The organism is Chloroflexota bacterium, assembly GCA_009840625.1.
Taxonomy (GTDB): domain Bacteria; phylum Chloroflexota; class UBA11872; order UBA11872; family VXNJ01; genus VXNJ01.
The window spans coordinates 89,186-108,124 of sequence record VXNJ01000006.1 but is presented as its reverse complement, the minus strand read 5'-3'; the positions used below and the strand labels follow the sequence as shown (position 1 = coordinate 108,124).

The following is an 18,939-nucleotide window of genomic DNA, read 5'->3' as shown; positions in this document are numbered from 1 at the left end:
GGCCCCGACACCGGCGCCGACTCCCGAGCCCACTCCGGAACCCGCACCCGAGGTAGTGGAGATTTCCGGGGAGATTACCGACATCGGGCGCGGCGCGCTCCGGATCGGACAAACCACCGTGCTCTTGGAGGCCGAGGGACACGCGGCCCCGACGATTTCGGGCGAGCCGGCGGTCGGCGCGACGGCGACGGTCACCGGCGTCCGCCAGGACGAGTCGACCGTCATCGCGCAGTCGGTCGAGATCGCCGCCGAAACCTCCACGCCGCCGGACCAGCCGACCGCCACGCCGACGCAAACCCCTTCGACCCCGTCCACACCGACCGATCCGCCGCCAGACGGTGGTCAGACTCCGCCCCCGGCCCCCACCGTCGAACCGACCCCGCCGCCGGTCGTGGTCCTGGCCGACTTCGAATACTACGGTTACGTCCAGGCGTACGACGGAGACACCCTGACGATCGACGGCCGCGTGATTTTCCTGGGCGGAGATTCTGATCCCGACGCCGCCGTGACCGGCGCCGAACTCGGCGTCGGGGCGCTGATCGAAGTCAGCGGCGAACTGCTGTCGGATCTCAGATTGCGGGCCCGGACGATCTCAGTGAAGGTTGGCGCGCTTTAGGGGCACCCGAACCCGGGCGCGGGGATTAGCCTAGGGGCGGTCGAACGCGCGCGGCCACGGACCGTCGCGCATCTCCACTTGAAGGGTTTGCCGCCATGCCGCGAATCGGCTTTATTGGTTGCGGGGGATGGGCGCGGAAATCGCACATCGAGCGTATGGCCGGATTCGATGAGGTCGAGATAGTCGGCTTCGCCGACCCCCAGGCGGCCGCGATCGAACTGGCGCGGGAAGTGGCTCCCAATCTTGCCCGGGTGCAGGGATTTGCCGACTACCGCGAATTGCTCTCCGAGCTGTCCCCGGAGGCGGTGGTGATTTCCACTCCGCACGCATTGCACGAGCGTCACATCCTGGACGCTTTCGCGGCCGGCGCGCATGTGATGTGCGAGAAGCCGTTCGTGCACGATCTTGCGGCGGCGCGTCGCGTGATATCGGCCCGCGACCTGGCCGGCCGGATGCTGATGATCCCCTATCAGCGCAATTTCCTGCCCGAATACATGTTCGCGGTCGATCAGATCGCCGCCGGGCGGCTGGGCGACTTGCAGATGGTCACCGCCTGGCAGAGCCAGGGTTGGGTCGAAAACATCCGCGGCACCTGGCGCGCCGAACCGGAGCTGTCCTCCGGCGGTCAGCTGATGGATTCCGGCAGCCACCTGCTGGACTTCATCCTTCGCGCGACGCGGCTGCGGCCGGCGACCGTAAGCGCCGCACTCTCGAATCTGGATTTGCAGGTGAATGTCAACTCCGCGCTGACGGTGCGGTTCGAAGGCGGCGCGCTGGGAAACATCGCCGTCATCGGCAACGCGCCCACGGCAATGTGGGAGGAAATATGTTTCTACGGCTCGAAAGCCCGCCTGCTGATGCGATCGACCGCCCAGGTACCTCTATCGCAGGGCATGGAAATTGATTTTGAGTCGGTGGCCAACGAAAAACTCCCGGTCGAGCTGGCGGATGGCAGCCTTCCCGACCGCAATTTCGTCGACGCGCTTTGCGGTCGCGACCAGATTAGGGCCGGGGCCGAGGCGGCAATGCAGGTCCTGGCCTTGACCGAAGCGGCCTGGCGGTCGGCAGAGACCGGTTGCGAGGAGAACGTGGAGAGCTGAACCCCGGCGTCGCCGGTCGCGGTTGGCGTTTAACCAGTGGGTATCGGTTCGGTTTCAGCCCAGTTCGGGCCGACCGCGACGTCGGTCTTGAGCGGCACGTCCAACTCCATTGCCGAGTTCATGATCTCGACCAGCGCCGGCATGAATTCATCGAGCGCCCGGGGATCGACCTCGATGAGCAGCTCGTCATGGATCTGCAGGGTGATCTCGGCCGGAATCTTTTGCCCGCGTATGTGCCGATCCAGGTCGATCATGGCCAGCTTCATGATCTCGGCCGAAGTTCCCTGGATCGGCATGTTGATGGCCTCGCGCTCGGCCGCCTGCCGGCGATTGCCGCGGATGGCCAGATCGTGGTGACGCCGCAGGCGACCGCCCAACGTGCGGGTGAATCCGTCGCGGTGGGCCTGCTCCTTGGTGTTATCCATGTAGGCTTTCACCCCCGGATAGCGGGCGAAGTAGGAATTGATCAAGGCCGCCGAGCCTTCAAGATCGAGGTCGCTGCGCCACGAAAGGCCATGGGCGGTGATCCCGTAGACGATCCCGAAATTGACCGTTTTGGCCTGTTCACGCATCCGCTCGGTCACCTCCTCGAGTCCGGTCCCGAATAGCTGTGCGGCGGTGGCGGTGTGTATGTCGAGGTCGTCGCGGAAGGCGGCAATCAGATTCTTATCGCCCGAGATGTGGGCCAGCACCCGAAGGTCGATCTGCGAGTAGTCGGCCGAGATCAGGACGCGCCCCGGGGCGGCCCCGAAGGCGTGGCGGATTTCGCGTCCGCGCCGCGAGCGCACCGGGGTGGCCTGCAGATTGGGATTGCGGGTCGCCACGCGCCCGGTGACCGAGCCGATCTGCGAATAGCGGGGATGGATCCGGCCGTCGGCACTGACCAGTTTCGGCAGCGGGCGCAGGTAACTGCGCAGCAGTGTCGAGAGTTCGCGGTACTGCTTGATCAATTCGACGATGGGATGGGGCTGCGGCAACTCGCTCAGGCGTTCGAGCGCCCGCCGGGCCGTGGAAGGGGCGCCACTCCCCGTTTTCTCCAGGACCGGCAATCCAAGCTTTTCGTATAACACCTGAGCGAGCGCCCGGGTGGAGTTCAGGTTGAATTCCTCGCCGGCCGCCTCGTGCACCGCGGCCACCAGTTCGTCGCTTTCTTTACCAATCCGCTTTGCTAGGCCATCCAGCACCTTGGGGTCCATGGCCACGCCGCGATCCTCCATGCGCGCCAGTACCGGTACCAGCGGCAGTTCGATGCGCCGGTAGGCGTCCTCCAGTTCCAGCGCCCGCAATTGCGGCCATATTCGCTCGCTGATCCGGTCGACGGCCTGGGCGGCGCGTACCGGTTCGCCGGGGGAAGAATCGGCCGAATCGACGACTCCGTCGTTGTCGGGCACCGACTGGGAGCTGATCTGATCTAGGTTGCGTGCGACCAGCTGCCGCAAGCCGGCGAAGTTTTCGCCGCCCGAGGCCAGGTGGGCGGCAATTTCGGCGTCAAATTCCACCCCGCCCAGCTCGACTCCGGCCGCGGCCAGCGCGCGCCCGAGTTCCTTGCTGGCGTAGGCACTCTTGGGCAACTCCGGATCTGAGAGCCATGGGCCCAGCTCCTCCAGGAGTCCGAGCGGATCGGGGATCCACCAGGATTCCCCCTGGCGGCTGACCGCCAGTCCGCAGAGCTCCAGCTCGGCCGGCCCGCCGCGAATCAATCCGAAGAGCGACGGGGTCTCCCCGGAAGAAAGGTCGGCGACCATGGAGCGCGCCAGACCGGGTTCGTCCACGGTCCGCCAGTCGGGCTCTGACCGCCCCGACCCGAATAGCGACATCTGCCCGTCGGTGTGCAGATCCAGATCGAACGGCAGGCGCTGGCGGATGGTCTGGAACCCGAGTTCGTCCAGCAGGGCGCGAACCCGGGCCGGGTCGGCGTTGACCCAGATTCGCGCCGATTGGGGATCGAATTCAACCGGCGCGTCGGTCCTAATCGTGGCCAGGCGCTTGCCCAGGTGGGCCAGCTCCTGGTTGTCCGGGTTGCTGAGGGCGTTTCGGGCCCGCGTCGGAAGCTCGTCGATCGCCGCGAGCACTCCGTCCAGATCCCGGTACTCCCTGATCAGCGAAATGGCCGTCTTCTCGCCGATCCCGGGCACTCCGCTGATGTTGTCGGAAGAATCGCCCTGCAGGGCCTTGATGTCGACCAGGTAGCGCGGCTCGACGCCCCAGCGCCGCATGAATGCCGCGCGGTCGTAAAGCTGGTTCGGCCGATTCCGTGGCTGCGGGTAGAAGACGTTGATCCGCGAGGTGATCAGTTGGAACAGATCGCGGTCGCCGGAGAAGATGCGAACGTGGAAATCGTTCCGGGCCGCTTCCTGGGCGATCGTTCCCAGGATGTCATCGGCCTCGAATCCGGAAAGCGCGTAGTCGGGCATCCCCAGCGCCCCGACCAGTTCGCGGGCGCGACCGAACTGCGGACGCAGATCGTCGGGCGGCTCCTCGCGGTTGGCCTTGTACTGCGTATCGATCGATTCCCGAAACGTCGGCCCGGGTGAGTCAAATGCGATCGCGACGTGAGTCGGATCGTAGTCGTCCACTACCCGCAGCAGCTGGGCCAGGAATCCGTAGACGGCGTTGGTCGGCTCGCGTTCCCCCTGCGGGCCGACCGCGGCGAACCGGGTCGGAATCGAGTGGTAGGCGCGGAACAGCAGCGACATCGCGTCCACCAGCAGGAGCTTGGGGAGTCGGCGGGCTGCCATCTATCGCCTCCGGCCGGGACGCTTCATCCGCGCCGCGCCGGGGTCATGGACCAGGAGCGGACCCAGCCGTCGGCCGGATGGCGGATTTGCGGACCGGAATCTTTGGCCACCAGTTCCAATCGCCGAGCAGGGTGATTATTCCCGGCACCAGGACCGTCCGGACCAGGAACGTGTCAATTAGTATGCCCACCGATACGATGAAGCCGATCTGCACGATGGCTACCAGCGGGAACGTGGCCAGGATCGCGAAGGTGCCGGCCAGGATGATCCCGGCCGAGGTGATAACCCCGCCGGTGCTGGCCACGGCGGTCCGACAGGCGCTGGCCGAATCCTTGTCGGCGCACTCCTCGCGTACGCGGGCGATCAACAGGATGTTGTAGTCGGCGCCCAGCGCGGTCAGGAAGATGAACGCCCAGAGCAGGTTCTGGTAGCCGAGGCCGTTGTGGCCGAGCCCGAATTCAAACACCAGGATTGCCAGCCCGATGGCCGAAAGCAGGGAAACGAACACGCTGACCGTCAGGTAGACGGCCGCGACCAGACTGCGCAGGACCAGCAGCAGGATGACGAATATGAGCAGGTACCCCAGCGGAACCACCAGCAGGGTGTCGCGGTTGACGGCGGCCCGCGAGTCGTAGTTGACGGCGGTCTGGCCGCCGACCAGCGGCTGCACGCCGCTTAGCGATGTATCCGCCGTGATCTCGGCCACCGCCGCGCGCAGCTCCGGAACCAGGTCGATCGCGGCGATCGAGTTCGGATTCATCGCAAGGGTCAGTTCCAGCCGCGCCGTGGTCAGGTCGGGAGACACGAAACGTTGCCCGGCCGCCAGCGCGCCGAGCGTGGCGCCGGTGGCAGGGTCGATCCCGAACCCGGAGAACACCTCGCCCAGCTCCCCGGCCGGCGGAACCATCGACTCGGCCACGGCGACGCTGAAGAGGTCGGCGAACCCTGGCGGCAGCGATTCAAATAGCGCGTTCAATTCGGCCGCCGAAAGCTGTGGCGCGCTGGCGAACGGGCGGGTGGGACCGACAACCGTCGCGATCTCCGGCCGGGCTTCCAGTTCGCTTGAGATCTGGGCCAACGCCGGCAGATGGTCGTAAATCGACCCGCTTTGCAGTTCGAAGTAAACGACGGTGGGGTAGCTGGTTCCTTCCTGGCCGGAACGGGCCAGGATCTCCAGCCCGGTCTTGGAATCGGTCCCGTCCGGCAGGCCGGCGATGTTGTCAAAGTCCTGCTGGAGCCGGGTGTTGCCGAGTGCGAATACGACCAGCACCACCAATACCGCCAGCAGCGAGAACGCCGGGCGCGCGGTCACCAGATGGGCCACGCGCTGCCAGAGGCGCGAGCGCCGGGTGGCCCGGTCGGCCGACAGCGGCCAGAAGATCGAATTGCCGGCCAGGACCACCAGCGCCGGAATCAGGGTCAGACCGGCCAGGACTGTCAGGGCGATCGCCAGGCCAAGGATCGGGCCCATGCCGCGGAAAGTGCCGAACGATGCCAGCAGCAACACTCCCAGCACGACGACCGTGGTCCCGCCGCTGGAGGCGATTGCCGGACCAAGGCGGGTGACCGCGAACCGCATCGCTTCCCAGCGCGTTTCGCGCCGCCGCAATTCCTCGCGATAGCGTGCGACAACGAATACGGTGTAGTCGGTTCCGGCGCCGAACACCAGCACCGACATCAGGGCGGTGATCTGGCTGTTAAGCAGCAGCCCGAAGTTGTCGGCGACCAGGGCGGCCAGGAACTGGGCCATGAACAGGCTCCAGCCGACGCCGATCAATGCCAGGACCGGCATCACCGGCGACCGGTATACGGCCAGCAGGATCGCCAGCACCAGGAGAACCGTGAACAGGGTTACCCGGAAGTCGAACTGCGAAAACGTCTCGGCTATGTCGGCGAATATCGCCGCCCCGCCGGTGAACGAGAGCACCAGCTCGTCGTCGGTTTGCTGGGTCGCCAAGTAGTCGCGCAGCCAGTCGGCAACCTCGGCGATGGGCTCGATCCCGGCCACCAGTTCAAAAATCAGGACCGTGGAGATCGAGCGCACCACTCCATCGGAGTCGACCACGTCGCTGGGGGGCAGGATCTGCCGAATCAGGTCGGGCACGTCCGCCTGCCGCAGGTCTTCCTGGAATTCCTGCACCAGTTGGCGGTCGGAGGCGGTCACGCCGGACGGGCGGTGCAGGAGGACGATACCGGGAATCCCGGCCGCCGGGAATTTTTCTTCGGCCAGCAGCAGCGCGCTGCGCGCCGGTGAATCCGAAGGCAGAAACTGCGACGTGTCGTCGTCGACCACATCACCCAGGCTCGGCGAGAGGGCGTAAACGAGCGCGGCGGCGGCGACCCAGAACGCCACCACCGCAATCGCCCGCCGGGGACTGGAAATCAGTTGCCCCAGCGGAGCGAACATGTCGGTCATCCTGGTCTTCCCTTGGAATCGGCCGGGATGACTGCGCCCTCCGGCTCCGGCCAAAGATGTATACGCAACCGCGCCAAATTCGGTTTCACGCTGCGGCGGACCGGCTGCGGGCGGGGACCGTCCGCCTCAGCCGGTTCCGGAATCGATCCCGGCCGAACCCCTGACGAACCGCTGCCAGTGCTCGAGCCGCAGCGATGGGGCCGGTCCGCCGCGTTTTACGTTCACGATCTCGGCGACGACCGCCAGGCCGATCTCCTCCGGCGTACGCGAGCCGATGTCTAGTCCGATCGGGGCGTAGATGTTGCCGAGACGCTCGACCGGGATCCCGCTCTCCACCAGGTTCCGGTAGACGATCAGAACCCGGCGCCGCGAACCGATCATTCCGATGTACGGCGCTGCGCAGCCGACCAGCTGCTGCAGGGCGCGCTCGTCGAAGGCATGTGCGCGGGTGACAAGGACGATGTAGGTCGAGGCATCCACCGACAGCCCCGCCAGGCATTCGGCCATGTCGCCGACCAGGATCTGCTCGGCCTGCGGGAACCTTTCGCGGTTGGCGTAATCGGACCGATCGTCGATCACCGTGATTTCAAAACCGGACGCCTGGCCGATCTGGCAGATGGGGACCGCGACGTGACCGGCGCCCACGATCACCAGGCGGTCGGGGGGACGCAGCGGTTCGAAGAAGACCTCGACCACCGCCTCGCGCCGCCGCCGCGGCCGTTCTCCCTCGCGGGTGTAGGGATGGCAGACCGGCTCGGCGGCTTCCAGGGCCTCGGTCAGGTCGCGGTGCACGGCCCGATCGAGCGGGTCGTCATCCGGGGCGGGAATCGATTCGCCTTCCAGGACCAGCCACTTGCGTCCCGCCGGGTAGACATCCAAGCGCGAGCGGACGATGCTGGCAAGCACCCCGCGGCGACGTTCCTGTCGAGCGGTTATCAGACGCCCGAGGAGATCTTGGGTCAGTTCGCTCCCGGATTCCACACGTCGATAAAGACGTCTACCGAGCCGCCGCAGACGTCGCCCTCGCCGCGCAGGTCGTCTACCAGGTCCACGCGCAGCAGGCGCGGCTGTGAGTCTGCCAGCGCCGCCGCCGCCTCCTGCCAGATGCCCGCTTCGACGCATCCGCCGCCTACCGTGCCGGCCCCCTCGCCCGACTCGAAGACGAGCATGCGGGCACCGACTTTCTGCGGGGTCGAGCCGCGGCTGCCCACGATCGTCGCCATCGCGACGCTCTCACCCAGGCGGGTGCGTTCGCGAATCAATTCGTAAAGCATGGTCTGGAAAGGGTGGCGGATCGGTCGAGAAAATCCAGACCAATGATATTGGGCGGCGCTCGATCCGCGGCCGTCACCCGGGGTCGGCCGGCGCCGGCTTTCGTCAAAGCAAACTTGGTTTGCCGCCGCCGACAACGCCGCCTGGCGTTCCAGATTGCCAGGGATCACATGCCCGAGTTGCCCGAGGTCGAAACCGTCGCGCGAGCATTGCGGGCGGAGGTCCTGGGACGGTCGATCTCCGAAGTCTGCGTCCTGGACCCCAAGTTGGCCCACCTGGCCGGGTCCGCACTGCCCGGCAAGCGCCTGCTACGAGTCGAGCGCCGCGGCAAATACATCAACTGCCATCTTTCCGACCGGCGCGTTCTGCAACTGCATCTGATGATGAGCGGCCGATTGCTGCTGCGCAGGACTTCAGATCCCGCCGACCGCTTCGCGCGGGTGTTGATCGGCCTGGACGACGACCGCCAATTGCGCTTTTGCGACGCGCGCCGATTCGGCCGCGCGGCGGTCCTCTCTCCCGCCCGGTACCGCGAATTCGACGCCGGTCTGGGGCCCGAGCCGCTCGGACGGAGTTTCAGTTCACGGCTGCTGGGCGAGCGCCTCGTGGGCCGGCGGGTGGCGTTGAAGTCGGCCTTGCTTGACCAGCGCATACTGGCCGGCGTGGGCAACATCTACGCCGACGAGGCGCTGTTTCGAGCGCGGATCAGCCCGTTGCGACCGGCCGGCAGTCTAGACAGCCCCGCCCTGCGCCGTCTGCACCGGGCACTGCGCCACGTCCTGCGCGCGTCGCTGGCGCTGGGCGGAACGACGTTTGGCATCTATGCCAACGCCCATGGCGACGAGGGCGCCTTCCAGGCCATGCTGCGCGTGTTTCGTCGCACCGGCGAGCCGTGTCCGCGCTGCCGGACCGCCATCAAGCGCCTTTTAGTCGGCGGTCGCGCCACCCACTATTGCCCCCGTTGCCAAGGGGGCTGATAGGTATCGCCGACCGGGCGGGTCGGGCCCAGCATCCGCTGTCGGGCAAGTTCGTCTCCGACGATGCCATCGAGACCGGGTTTTTCCACCTGGAAGGCCGCCGCCGCCGAGGCGAAACGACAGGCCTCGACGATGTCCCCCGTACGCATGAATTCGAGAAACACTGCGGCCGCGAAGCAATCGCCCGCGCCGGTGGGGTCAACCTCGTCGGCCGGGTAGGCGGTGATGTGGTGGCGGTGACGCCCGTACTCAAAGATTTCCGCCCCGTCGACCCCGCGGGTGACTATGCCGTGTCGGATAGGCCGCAGGTAGCGCCGCAGCTCCTCGGGCGAATTGGGATCGTGCTCGGACAGCACCAGGATGTCGGCGCGTTCTAGGATTTCCTCGCAGCGGTCCCACAGCTTGGGCGAGATTAGACCGTCGGCCGCGCGCGCCCGCAACCAGCCCTGCGGGGTGACCCCCACCAGGGTGTCGTCCGGAATCGCGCCGGCCATTTCGGGCGGCACCTCGCCGGTGAGCGGCGCCAGATGAAATACGTCCGACGCTAGCCAGTCGGGAGGGACGTCGCGCACCGCAATTGGCGAGGCCAATTCGTGGCAGTACTGAACGCGTCCGCCGGGCAGGTAGATGTTTTCGTAGATCGTCGTGACCGGCGTGGGGACCCAGTTGAAGTCGGCATCGCCGTAGCGGCTGGCGATCCGCTCGCGTTGGTCCTCCGAGACGGCCGTGACTACCCGAACCTTGGCGCCCAGCTTCACCGCCGTGACGCCGCCGAAGGAGACGGTCCCTCCGACCCGGGTACCTTCCGGCACGCGGTCCAGGACTACGTGGCCGACGATCGTGTAGGTTGACCGCGACATTGATGCTCCTCTGGGCCGGAAAAGGCGCGGACGCTAGTCGCGGAGCGCGATTACGACTCTGCGGCTGCGATTCTGGCCGATCGAGTAGGTGTGCACTTCTTCGTCTTCGGCAAGGGCGAGGTGAACTATCCGGCGTTCGTGGCCGGGCATCACCCTGAGCGTGACCGTGCGGCCGGTTTCGCGCACCGCGTCGGCGGCTTCCATGGCAAGGTCCCGGATCGATTCCTCGCGCCGGCGCCGGTAGTTGTCCACGTCGATGACGATCCGGACGCTCTGGTCCATTCGCCTGCCCAGCATCGATGAGACCAGGAATCCGAACTGCCGCAGCGTGTCGCCGCGCGAACCGATCAGCGCGGCCATGTCCTGGCCGTCGCTGGCCGAAATGTTCAGGACCGGAGGGTCTCCGGCAAGGCTTTCGACCTCGGCCGCATACCCCATTCGTTCGAGCAACTCGGCCACGAACAGGCGCGCTTCCTCGACCGCCTCGTCGCTCATGGGCTCCGGCTGCGGGCGCTCGCGCGGCTGAACTTCTACCGCGGTCGCGGCGCCCTCGTGGGCGGAGTCTTCGTCGGTGGCCGGTTCCCGGCGACGGCGGGGACCGCGACGCGGGCGACGCCGGCGACGGCGCCGCTGGCGGGGCTCGTCTTCCGGATCCTCGTCGGCTTCCTGGTCGAATTCGTGGGGTTCGCGGCGGCGCGTGACCAGCACGACCGCGTCGCGGGCTCCGAATCCGAGCATGCGTCCGGGCGATCCCGAGTCGAGGATCTGCGTATCAACTTCGTCCAAGGTGGCATCGAGTGCGTCGAGGGCTTGTTTGATGGCGGCCTCGACGGTTGACGCCTTTACCTCGATTTCATCCACGACGACGTCTCCTTCGTCTGCGTCTCTTGCGGGTTTTGTTTGAGGAACTGCCCATTGGGCGCGGTTCGGTTGGCTCATCCTCCACCGGTGGCGGCGGACCGCTCTCGGGCGGGGGTTGGGACCCGGGCCGGGCGAAATACCCTGCTCCCATCCGCTGGGCCAGCGCCAGCTGGTTGGCGGAGAGCAACGGTTCGAATTTGCCGAGTCCGGAAATGAAGAACTGCTGGCCTATCTGGATGAATCCGGCCAGGACCCAGTAAAGCAGGATTCCGGAGAAGAAAAACCATCCGATGAACACGAAGAACAGCGGGTAAATCTGCATCACGCGCTGAAAAGTCGCCTGCGGTCCGGTCGGTTCCTGGACCGGCTGAGCCATGTATGTCTGCAGCCAGAAAGTCAATCCACCCAGGATCGCCAGGACCGAGATGTAGGTGAGAGGCGCGGGCCACCAGTCGGGTAGGAACAGGAATTCGATGGTGCGGTCGATCTGGGCCAGGTTGAACCACAGGAAGTCCTCGTCCAACGGCACGGAGCCGCCGGCGGCCGCGCAGTTGGAATAGGAGTCGGCGCCGAGTCCCATCACTCCCTGGTCGATGCGGATGCCGTCGGCGCCGATGCAGGTCCCCACCGTCAGCAGCGCCCCGTACATGGCCAGCAGCACCGGCATCTGCAGGAGCAGCGGCAAACACCCCGACATCGGGGAGACCCCGTGCTCGCGGTAGAGCGCCATCGTCAGCTGGGATTCCTTCTGGCGGTCGCCGCGCGCGCGCCGCTTGACCTCGTTTACCTTGGGCTGCAGGAGCTGAATCCTGCGCTGGGCCCGGATGCCGCGGACTGAAAGCGGAAAGATCAGGACACGGATTGCGAGGGTCATCAGCACGATCGCGATTCCGAATCCGCCTACCGAGTCGGCCAGCCCGGTGAGCGCCGCCGACAGCGGGTCGATCACGAATTCCTGCCAGCCGGGCATCAGACTTCCCTTCGGCGGCCGCGCTGCGGCACCGGGTCATAGCCGCCCCGGGCGAACGGATGACAGCGCAGGATCCTGCGGATCCCCAGACCCGTACCGCGCCAGGCGCCATGGGTTGCGATCGCCTCGGCGGCGTACTGCGAGCAAGAGGGCAGGAAGCGGCAGTTCGAGCCCAGCAGCGGGGAGATCCCGAGTTGATAGACCCTGATTGCGGCCAGCAGGACCTTTTTCACTGGCGTTGCAGTCCCAGCACGCGGCGCGCGTCGCCGAGCAGGCGCTCCCACGGCGCCGTAAGCGTTTCGGCGCGCGCGTTTACCACCACGTCCATGTTGGCGCCCAACTCCTGCTGCGAAAGGGCGAACGCGGCCCGCAACCGCCGGCGCGCGCGATTGCGCTGCACCGCCTTGCCGACGCGGCGGCTGGCGGTCACCGCCAGGCGGAGCCCGGGTTCCGGCGAGGGACAGGCGAATGCGCGCAGGGAACGCGAACTGAAGCGGGCACCCTCCCGCCGCGTGCGGGCAATTTGGGCGCCTTTGCGCAGGCGCCGAAGCGGCGCCGATTGGTTGGTATTCATCAGGTTGGTATGCTGCCGCCGATTAGGCCGCCAGACGCTGCCTGCCTTTGCGCCGCCGGCGCCGAATAATGGCGCGGCCGGCGCGGGTGTGCATGCGGCGTCGGAACCCGTGGCGTCGCTTGCGGCGCCGCACTTTGGGTTGGTAGGTGCGTTTCATTGAGGGTGCCCAACTCGGGTCGCGCGGTCGGCCGTGCAGTCAGGGGTGCATACGCCGGGCGAATTCCGGCTGCGGAGTGGCAGTACAAGGCCGTCTGGTTTTCTAGAGGGAGTATATTGAAACCTCCCGCGCGAGGATTTCCACCTCGGGCTGACGCGACCAAATCGCCGCTTCAATTGCTTCCAGCGATTGCTCGGCGTGCGAACGCTGGTTGGACACGACCGCGACCCCGATCCGGGTGAGACGCAGGTCTTCCTGGTATCCGACTTCCGAACAGGCGGCGTTGTATCGCGTCCGGACCCGTTCGACCATCGAACGAACCAGGCTGCGCTTTTCCTTGCGCGAGCGACACGGCGGAAGGTGCAATTCAAGCGAAAGCGTTCCAACCCACAACTGGGTCCCCCGAAAGCTAAGCCGGATTCCAATGCCTGGCGCATTGCTCTAGGGATTAAACCTGCGATGTCTGCTCGCGGGCCGCTTTCGGATGTCCGCCGGGCCGCCGCAGGGCAGGGGCACGCGCACCCCCGCGCTAGGTGGCGGCCGGTGGGTAGGTGGACCCTGCTAAATTGAAGTTGATTATGTCCACCGTGTCCAGAACGGTGGGCCGCCGGCGCGGGGCGCCGCGGATAGAGCCGCTCAACCCGCCCGGTTGGCGAAGGGGATATCGGCAAATGCGGTCCATGCGCTGGTTGCGAATAGGCATGGGCGTGAAGCGCTACGTGGTCGGCATCATGGCCGGCACGGTGCTGGTCGGTCTTGCCATCGCGATGGTGCTGGCGACCGTGTATCGCACCGTCGATTTCCCGGAGAGCACGTCGGCCGCCGTGGGTGCGGTCACGCTGCAGTGGATCGCCCACCCCGGACGCGAGATCATCGTCGGCACGATCGGTTTCTGCATCATGGCGGGCAGCGTGTTTCTGCTTTTTCGCTCGGTGATTTCAGTGGTGATCGCGCCCGGTGAGGACGTTGCGGAGATGGTTTACCGGGGCCGGCTGCTGCGCCGCGGCCCGCAGGTGGTGAGCATCGGCGGCGGAACCGGCCAGGGAGTGCTGTTGCGCGGTCTGAAGGAGCGCACCGCCAACATCACCGCGGTGGTAACCGTTGCCGACGACGGCGGCAGTTCGGGCCGGCTCCGCAAGGAGTTCCAGCTCATGCCGCCCGGCGATCTGCGCAACTGCCTGGCCTCGCTGGCCGATTCGGAAGCCCTGATGACGAAACTGCTCGACTACCGCTTCCGGCGCGGCGACGGGCTCCAGGGGCACAGCCTGGGAAATCTCCTCATCGCCGCCATGCGCGACATCGCCGGCGGCGTGGAGCGGGGCGTGGAAGGCTTGTCCGAGGTTCTGCGGATTCACGGCAGCGTTACTCCCTCGACGGCCTCGGACGTGCATCTTGCCGCCGAAATGGTCGACGGCACCACCGTCATCGGCGAGTCGCGCATCGGCTCCAGTCGCCGGCGAATCCAGCGGGTGTACCTGCATCCCAGCCGGGTGGTGGTCAACGACGATGCGGTCAGCGCGATCTTGGCGGCGGATCTGATTGTGATCGGCCCCGGCAGCGTCTACACGTCGATCCTGCCCAATTTGCTGGTCCCCGAGATCGCCGCCGCCGTGCGCCAGTCGCCGGCGATGAAGCTGTTCGTCGTCAACGTGACTACCGAGCCCGGCGAGACCGAGAGCTTTGACCTGCTCGACCACGTGCAGGCCATCGAGGACCACGTCGGTCCCAATCTTTTCGACTTCATCCTGGTCAACAGCGACACCGCACCGCAGCTGCCGGCGGCCGCCCGCAACCGGTCGTTCGTTCTGGCTTCGGCCAGCCACCAGGCGCAGCTGGTTGCCCGCGGATACGAGACCTTTACCGACTCGGTCATCAGCCATGAGCTTCCGGTTCATCACGACTCCGAGCTGTTGGCCAGCACTATATTCCAGATCTACTTCGCCGCCGAGGGCCAGACCCGCTCGCCCGTGATCGAACTGCACGGCAACCTGGAGGGCAGCACCCGCAGCGCCCGCACGCGCTGATTCGAAATGGCCGGCGCGGCCGCCACTGCATATAAAATTTCCCGCACCTGAAATCTGATAACTCACCGCAGCGCCCATCCAACACCGCCGCCTTAACGCCGCCGGCGCTCGGATCCGCTCCACCCCCTTTTGCTAGGACTCGCCCGCATGCGCGTAGCCATCAACGGCTTCGGCCGAATCGGCCGCCTGTGTTTCCGCTCCCTTCGCAAACGCTATCCGGGGATCGAGATCGTGGCGATCAACGACCTGACCGATCCCGCGCACAATGCCCACCTGCTCAAGTACGACACCAACTACGGTCCCTATGACGGGACCGTTTCGGCCGACGGCAGATCCCTGATCGTCGACGGCGAAAGAATCGACATTTACGCCGAGCGAGATTGGACCAACCTGCCCTGGCGGGACCTGGGGATAGATGTCGTGATCGAGGCCACCGGCGTGGGCACCAAGCGCGAATTCGCCGAACGCCACCTGGCCGCGGGCGCCCGACGGGTCGTGATCTCGGCGCCTTCTTCGGACGCCGACGTGATGATCGTGCTCGGTGTGAACGATGAAAACTTCGACCCCGCAAGCCACCGCATCGTCTCGAACGCCTCCTGCACCACGAATGGACTCGCTCCCGCGGTCAAGGTCGTCCACGACAACTTCGGAATTCGCAAGGGGCAGATGACTACGGTGCACGCCTACACCTCGTCGCAGTCGCTGGTCGATACGGCTACCAGCGACCTTCGCGACGCGCGCGCGGCCGGCGGCAACATCGTGCCCGCCGCGACCGGTGCGGCGCGGGCGATCGGACAGGTTATTCCCGACCTGAACGGACGCCTGGACGGGGCAGCCTACCGGGTTCCGACGGCAACCGTTTCAATCGTCGAGTTCGTGGTCGAACTTGACCGCGAGACCGACGCCGATGAAATAAATCGCACCCTCCGCGCCGCCTCCCAGAACCACCTGTCCGGGATCCTGGACGTCTCCGACGAGCCGCTGGTCTCAGCCGACCTGAAGGGCAACGAGCACTCCTCGATCGTGGATTCGGCCAGCACGATGGTGGTCGGCGGAAACCTGGCCAAGATCGCCGCCTGGTACGACAACGAGTGGGGCTATGCGTCCCGCCTTGCCGACGTGGTGAACCTGATCGGGTGCGACACCGCCCAAAACTGACGCCCGCCCGGGCGTTTTGAAGCGGATCCAATCAAGATGCGGGATTTGCACGCGGCGCCGCTCGCCGGCAGCGTGGTACTGGTTCGGGCGGACCTGAACGTACCCACCGCCGAAGACGGCTCCATCCTCGATGACACGCGACTGCGCGCGGTCGCCCCGACGCTCGACTTCCTCATCAAGCGGGCGGCCAAGGTCGTGGTGTACTCGCATTTCAAACGCCCGTCCGGACGGCCGGATCCGAAGATGTCGCTCCGGCTGCTGGTCGGGCCGTTGGCCGCGGCGTGCGGCTGCCAGGTCGAATTCGCCGCCGACTGCATTGGACCCGCCATGCGGGCCGCGATCGACCGAGTCCGCCCGGGCGGACTGGTCCTGGCCGAAAACGTTCGATTTCACGCCGGCGAAACGGCGAACGACCCGGAATTCGCGCGGGCGCTGGCGGCCCCGGGCGACGTTTTCGTAAACGATGCGTTCGGCGCCTGTCACCGCCACCACGCGTCGGTGGTCGGCATTGCCGAATACCTGCCCGCCTATCCGGGGTTCCTGGTCCAGAGCGAGGTCGCGGCGCTGTCAGGGGCCCTGCAATCCCCCCGCCGGCCACTGGTGGCGATCATCGGCGGGGCCAAGATTTCGACCAAGCTGGGCGTGCTCGAAAACCTCCTCGACCGGGTCGATTCGCTGCTGATCGGCGGTGCCATGGCCGGCAATTTCCTGGCCGCGCGGGGGATTGGCGTCGGGAGATCGCTGCTGGAGCGTCAGATGCTCGAGCAGACCTCGGCGGTCGCCGCCGCCGCAGCTGCCAAAGGGGTGGACATCCTGGTCACCGAGGATGCCGTCGTTGCCTCCGATCCGGGCAATTCCGGCGAAGCGTCGAGCGTCGACGTCGGTGCAATCCCGAAAGACCAGATGATGCTGGATATCGGGCCACGGACGATCGCCAGATTCACCGAACGCATTGCCGACGCCGGCAGCCTCATCTGGAACGGTCCGATGGGAATGTGCGAGGTGCCGGCCTTTGCCGCTGGTACCAACGCGGTTGCGCGAGCGATCGCCGAATCGGGGGCCTATTCGATCGTGGGCGGCGGCGACTCGGTCGCGGCGGTCATGTCGCTGGGCCTGGCGGACCGGTTCGACCACGTTTCAACCGGCGGCGGAGCGTCGCTGGAATTGCTCGAGGGCAAGGTCCTGCCGGGAGTGGCGATCCTGGGCTAACCGCCCCGCGGCGCCAGATGGGGTCAGGCGGCGATCGCGGCCTCGATCAGGGCGACGATCTGCTCCTTGCTGGCCACGCCTTGGTGCGATTTGACCGATACGCCGCCGCGGACCCCGGACAGGGACGGATGATTTCCGGCATTGAAATCTCTGCGGTACGAAGAGAGGTCGGGATCGTCGTAATCCATGATCAGGAAGTGGACTTGGCCGGCGTATTCGTCCATGAGTTCGCGCACGTGGGGTCGGACCGCACCGCACTTGGGACACCAGATTGCGTCGGTGACCCAGAGCACCGGCGAATCGGTTGCCAGGACCGCTTCGAATCGGGCCTTGTCGTCCACGTACCGGGCCAGGATCGAATCCCGATTTCGCGGATCGTACGGCGCCGGAACGGCGATTCCGTCCAGGGGCCCGGTCACCACCGCCGGGGGCGCGGGTTCCGGTTCAGGGGCAACCGGTTCGGGCTCGGGTTCGGGCTCCAGGGTGGCCGGCGTGGCGACCGGCGCGGGGGCGCTGTCTTTGGGCTCGGGCACCGCCGGTGCCGCGGGTTGGGTGGTGGCGGCTACGGTTTCGACGGGCGCGACGGTGGCCGCCGCGGCCGGCGGGGCAGCCGGCGCAGCAGGCGCCGCCGGTGCTGGATCGTCGCCGTTGCAGGCAATCAGGAGCGCTGCCGCGAGGCCGGACAAAAGGATCAGGAATTTGCGATTGGGTCGCATGCTGCCTCCAGCAGTTTTGCCCGGCGATCGGGTGCCCGCCAAATGGCGGCGCGGGGGAGTAATTGGCTCCACTATTGGGTAGGCGATGCTACTAAATGGTGCAAAAAGACGCGCGTCCGGACCGTTGGCCCGGCCGGATTTCACTGATCCCGGGATCGCCGTTGAAAGAGGAATTTCGATCCTCGGGATTTCATTGGCGAGAATGAATCCAGCATGAATGGCGCGGGCATTTAAGAGGTGGAGCAAAGTCGGATTCATGGCCAGACTCGATCAACCACAACTTTCCCAGTTCCGGCAGCAAGGCTTCTTGGTCGTCGAGGACCTGCTCGACCCGGAGACCTACCTCGATCCGCTGGTTGCCGAGTACGAATGCCGCCTGGACGATCTGGCGCGGCAGTTGCTCAGCGACGGCCAGATCCGGTCCACCTACGCCGGGATGGAGTTCGGGACCCGGCTGACCCGTATTTATCAGGACAGCGGGCAGGTCCACTCCCAGTACTTTGACTTCTCGTTGCCCCAGAAGGGGGTGACGATGGAAACGCCGATGTGGCACGGTCCGGCCGCTTTCGACGTTCTTACCGCCCCGCCGCTGCTTGACGCGGTGGAGTCGATCATCGGGTCCGAGATTTATTCGAACCCGACCCAGCACGTGCGCATCAAGCCTCCGGAGCACCTGACTCCCAAGAACCCCGATACCGGAATCGTGCAGCTGGGCGCCACGCCCTGGCACCAGGACAGCGGGGTGGTAACCGCCGACGCCGACGAATCGGAAATCCTCACCGTCTGGATACCAGTCTGGGACGCCGATGAGGCCGCCGGCTGCCTGCACCTGGTCCCGCGCAGTCACCGCGAAGGATTGAAAGTTCACTGCCCCGGCGGGACCGCGACCTCGCCTTCAACACTCGGAATTCCGGACGAACTGTTCCGCATCGGCGATGCGGTTCCGGTTCCGATGCGGCGCGGAGGGGCGCTATTCATGCACCGCCTGACCTGCCACGGGTCGTTGCCCAACCGCAGCGACCGTATTCGCTGGAGCCTGGATCTGCGTTACAACCCGACCGGGCAGCACACCGGCCGGCCGGTTTTCCCTGGATTTGTGGCCCGCAGCCGCCGGCATCCTGAATCGGAACTGGACGACCCGGCCGTCTGGGCCGGTCTCTGGCGTCAGGCCCGCGCCCGCTTGGCGGGACACGCCGACCCCTCCTATAACCGCTGGTCGGGCAAACACCCGGCCTGCGCCTGAGCGCGAGGACGGGCCGAGCGAACCCCAGATTCTGAAGGTCCGCGGACG

The 18,939-nt window shown here is 66.4% G+C and carries 18 protein-coding genes; 6 read left to right on the top strand and 12 right to left on the bottom strand.

Going from position 1 to position 18,939, the window contains the following annotated elements; genetic code table 11:
* Positions 1-711: 711 nt before the first annotated feature.
* The gene (locus F4X41_04940; protein MYB16364.1) at positions 712-1,716 is read left to right on the top strand and encodes a Gfo/Idh/MocA family oxidoreductase; all 1,005 of its coding nucleotides are present in this window, start codon (positions 712-714) and stop codon (positions 1,714-1,716) included.
* Positions 1,717-1,745: 29 nt separating this feature from the next.
* Here F4X41_04940 and polA read toward each other — a convergent pair whose 3' ends face one another.
* The 4 genes from polA to F4X41_04920 form a co-directional block, all read right to left on the bottom strand.
* The gene (polA, locus tag F4X41_04935; GenBank protein MYB16363.1) at positions 1,746-4,454 is read right to left on the bottom strand and encodes a DNA polymerase I; all 2,709 of its coding nucleotides are present in this window, start codon (positions 4,452-4,454) and stop codon (positions 1,746-1,748) included.
* Between the two features lie 43 nt (positions 4,455-4,497).
* Positions 4,498-6,870 (bottom strand): MMPL family transporter, encoded by a 2,373-nt coding sequence (locus F4X41_04930; protein MYB16362.1) that lies wholly within the window; start codon positions 6,868-6,870, stop codon positions 4,498-4,500.
* 126 nt (positions 6,871-6,996) lie between these two features.
* Entirely contained in the window at positions 6,997-7,992 is a 996-nt protein-coding gene (locus F4X41_04925) for a hypothetical protein (GenBank protein MYB16361.1), read from the bottom strand.
* On the bottom strand, positions 7,830-8,144 hold the full coding sequence (locus F4X41_04920; protein MYB16360.1) for an XdhC family protein: 315 nt from the start codon (positions 8,142-8,144) through the stop codon (positions 7,830-7,832). Before F4X41_04920 ends, F4X41_04925 begins: the two co-directional genes overlap by 163 nt.
* 168 nt (positions 8,145-8,312) lie before the next feature.
* On the opposite strand from F4X41_04920, the gene mutM reads away from it, so the two are divergent.
* Positions 8,313-9,119, top strand: coding sequence for a bifunctional DNA-formamidopyrimidine glycosylase/DNA-(apurinic or apyrimidinic site) lyase (gene mutM / locus F4X41_04915; GenBank protein MYB16359.1), 807 nt, complete (start codon positions 8,313-8,315; stop codon positions 9,117-9,119).
* Here the strand turns inward: mutM and F4X41_04910 are convergent.
* The 7 genes from F4X41_04910 to F4X41_04880 form a co-directional block, all read right to left on the bottom strand.
* On the bottom strand, positions 9,092-9,979 hold the full coding sequence (locus tag F4X41_04910) for a ribokinase (protein MYB16358.1): 888 nt from the start codon (positions 9,977-9,979) through the stop codon (positions 9,092-9,094). The two genes, mutM and F4X41_04910, sit on opposite strands and share 28 nt — an antisense overlap.
* Before the next feature lie 33 nt (positions 9,980-10,012).
* Complete coding sequence (locus F4X41_04905) at positions 10,013-10,918, bottom strand: hypothetical protein (GenBank protein ID MYB16357.1); 906 nt, start codon at positions 10,916-10,918, stop codon at positions 10,013-10,015.
* Positions 10,833-11,810: a membrane protein insertase YidC gene (locus tag F4X41_04900; GenBank protein MYB16356.1), complete on the bottom strand. Its 978-nt coding sequence runs from the start codon at positions 11,808-11,810 to the stop codon at positions 10,833-10,835. The genes F4X41_04905 and F4X41_04900 overlap by 86 nt, the downstream gene beginning before the upstream one ends.
* Positions 11,810-12,094, bottom strand: coding sequence for a membrane protein insertion efficiency factor YidD (gene yidD / locus F4X41_04895; GenBank protein MYB16355.1), 285 nt, complete (start codon positions 12,092-12,094; stop codon positions 11,810-11,812). The genes F4X41_04900 and yidD overlap by 1 nt, the downstream gene beginning before the upstream one ends.
* Entirely contained in the window at positions 12,040-12,384 is a 345-nt protein-coding gene (gene rnpA, locus F4X41_04890; GenBank protein MYB16354.1) for a ribonuclease P protein component, read from the bottom strand. Before rnpA ends, yidD begins: the two co-directional genes overlap by 55 nt.
* A 22-nt stretch (positions 12,385-12,406) precedes the next feature.
* Entirely contained in the window at positions 12,407-12,541 is a 135-nt protein-coding gene (locus F4X41_04885) for a 50S ribosomal protein L34 (protein ID MYB16353.1), read from the bottom strand.
* Between the two features lie 102 nt (positions 12,542-12,643).
* Positions 12,644-12,967: a DUF503 domain-containing protein gene (locus F4X41_04880; protein MYB16352.1), complete on the bottom strand. Its 324-nt coding sequence runs from the start codon at positions 12,965-12,967 to the stop codon at positions 12,644-12,646.
* A gap of 152 nt (positions 12,968-13,119) precedes the next feature.
* Between F4X41_04880 and F4X41_04875 the strand changes: the two genes are divergently transcribed.
* From F4X41_04875 to F4X41_04865, 3 genes are all read left to right on the top strand, one after another.
* Positions 13,120-14,565, top strand: coding sequence for a YvcK family protein (locus tag F4X41_04875; GenBank protein ID MYB16351.1), 1,446 nt, complete (start codon positions 13,120-13,122; stop codon positions 14,563-14,565).
* Between the two features lie 147 nt (positions 14,566-14,712).
* Positions 14,713-15,723: a type I glyceraldehyde-3-phosphate dehydrogenase gene (gene gap / locus F4X41_04870; GenBank protein MYB16350.1), complete on the top strand. Its 1,011-nt coding sequence runs from the start codon at positions 14,713-14,715 to the stop codon at positions 15,721-15,723.
* 36 nt (positions 15,724-15,759) lie between these two features.
* A complete protein-coding gene (locus F4X41_04865; GenBank protein ID MYB16349.1) occupies positions 15,760-16,932 on the top strand; it encodes a phosphoglycerate kinase in 1,173 nt (390 codons plus the stop codon).
* Between the two features lie 23 nt (positions 16,933-16,955).
* Here the strand turns inward: F4X41_04865 and F4X41_04860 are convergent, their stop codons facing one another.
* Entirely contained in the window at positions 16,956-17,648 is a 693-nt protein-coding gene (locus tag F4X41_04860) for a thioredoxin family protein (GenBank protein MYB16348.1), read from the bottom strand.
* 217 nt (positions 17,649-17,865) lie between these two features.
* Here F4X41_04860 and F4X41_04855 point away from each other — a divergent pair, with 217 nt between their 5' ends.
* A complete protein-coding gene (locus F4X41_04855; protein ID MYB16347.1) occupies positions 17,866-18,891 on the top strand; it encodes a phytanoyl-CoA dioxygenase family protein in 1,026 nt (341 codons plus the stop codon).
* Positions 18,892-18,939 lie beyond the last annotated feature (48 nt).

Coding starts and splice junctions, on each gene's coding strand:
- gap (MYB16350.1), top strand. CDS start 14,713: ATGCGCGTAGCCATCAACGGCTTCGGCCGAATCGGCCGCCTGTGTTTC.
- F4X41_04885 (MYB16353.1), bottom strand. CDS start 12,541: ATGAAACGCACCTACCAACCCAAAGTGCGGCGCCGCAAGCGACGCCAC.
- F4X41_04865 (MYB16349.1), top strand. CDS start 15,760: ATGCGGGATTTGCACGCGGCGCCGCTCGCCGGCAGCGTGGTACTGGTT.
- F4X41_04940 (MYB16364.1), top strand. CDS start 712: ATGCCGCGAATCGGCTTTATTGGTTGCGGGGGATGGGCGCGGAAATCG.
- F4X41_04900 (MYB16356.1), bottom strand. CDS start 11,810: ATGCCCGGCTGGCAGGAATTCGTGATCGACCCGCTGTCGGCGGCGCTC.
- F4X41_04920 (MYB16360.1), bottom strand. CDS start 8,144: ATGCTTTACGAATTGATTCGCGAACGCACCCGCCTGGGTGAGAGCGTC.
- F4X41_04860 (MYB16348.1), bottom strand. CDS start 17,648: ATGCGACCCAATCGCAAATTCCTGATCCTTTTGTCCGGCCTCGCGGCA.
- polA (MYB16363.1), bottom strand. CDS start 4,454: ATGGCAGCCCGCCGACTCCCCAAGCTCCTGCTGGTGGACGCGATGTCG.
- F4X41_04875 (MYB16351.1), top strand. CDS start 13,120: ATGTCCACCGTGTCCAGAACGGTGGGCCGCCGGCGCGGGGCGCCGCGG.
- F4X41_04925 (MYB16361.1), bottom strand. CDS start 7,992: ATGCGTCGAAGCGGGCATCTGGCAGGAGGCGGCGGCGGCGCTGGCAGA.
- rnpA (MYB16354.1), bottom strand. CDS start 12,384: ATGAATACCAACCAATCGGCGCCGCTTCGGCGCCTGCGCAAAGGCGCC.
- F4X41_04930 (MYB16362.1), bottom strand. CDS start 6,870: ATGACCGACATGTTCGCTCCGCTGGGGCAACTGATTTCCAGTCCCCGG.
- F4X41_04855 (MYB16347.1), top strand. CDS start 17,866: ATGGCGCGGGCATTTAAGAGGTGGAGCAAAGTCGGATTCATGGCCAGA.
- mutM (MYB16359.1), top strand. CDS start 8,313: ATGCCCGAGTTGCCCGAGGTCGAAACCGTCGCGCGAGCATTGCGGGCG.
- F4X41_04910 (MYB16358.1), bottom strand. CDS start 9,979: ATGTCGCGGTCAACCTACACGATCGTCGGCCACGTAGTCCTGGACCGC.
- F4X41_04905 (MYB16357.1), bottom strand. CDS start 10,918: ATGAGCCAACCGAACCGCGCCCAATGGGCAGTTCCTCAAACAAAACCC.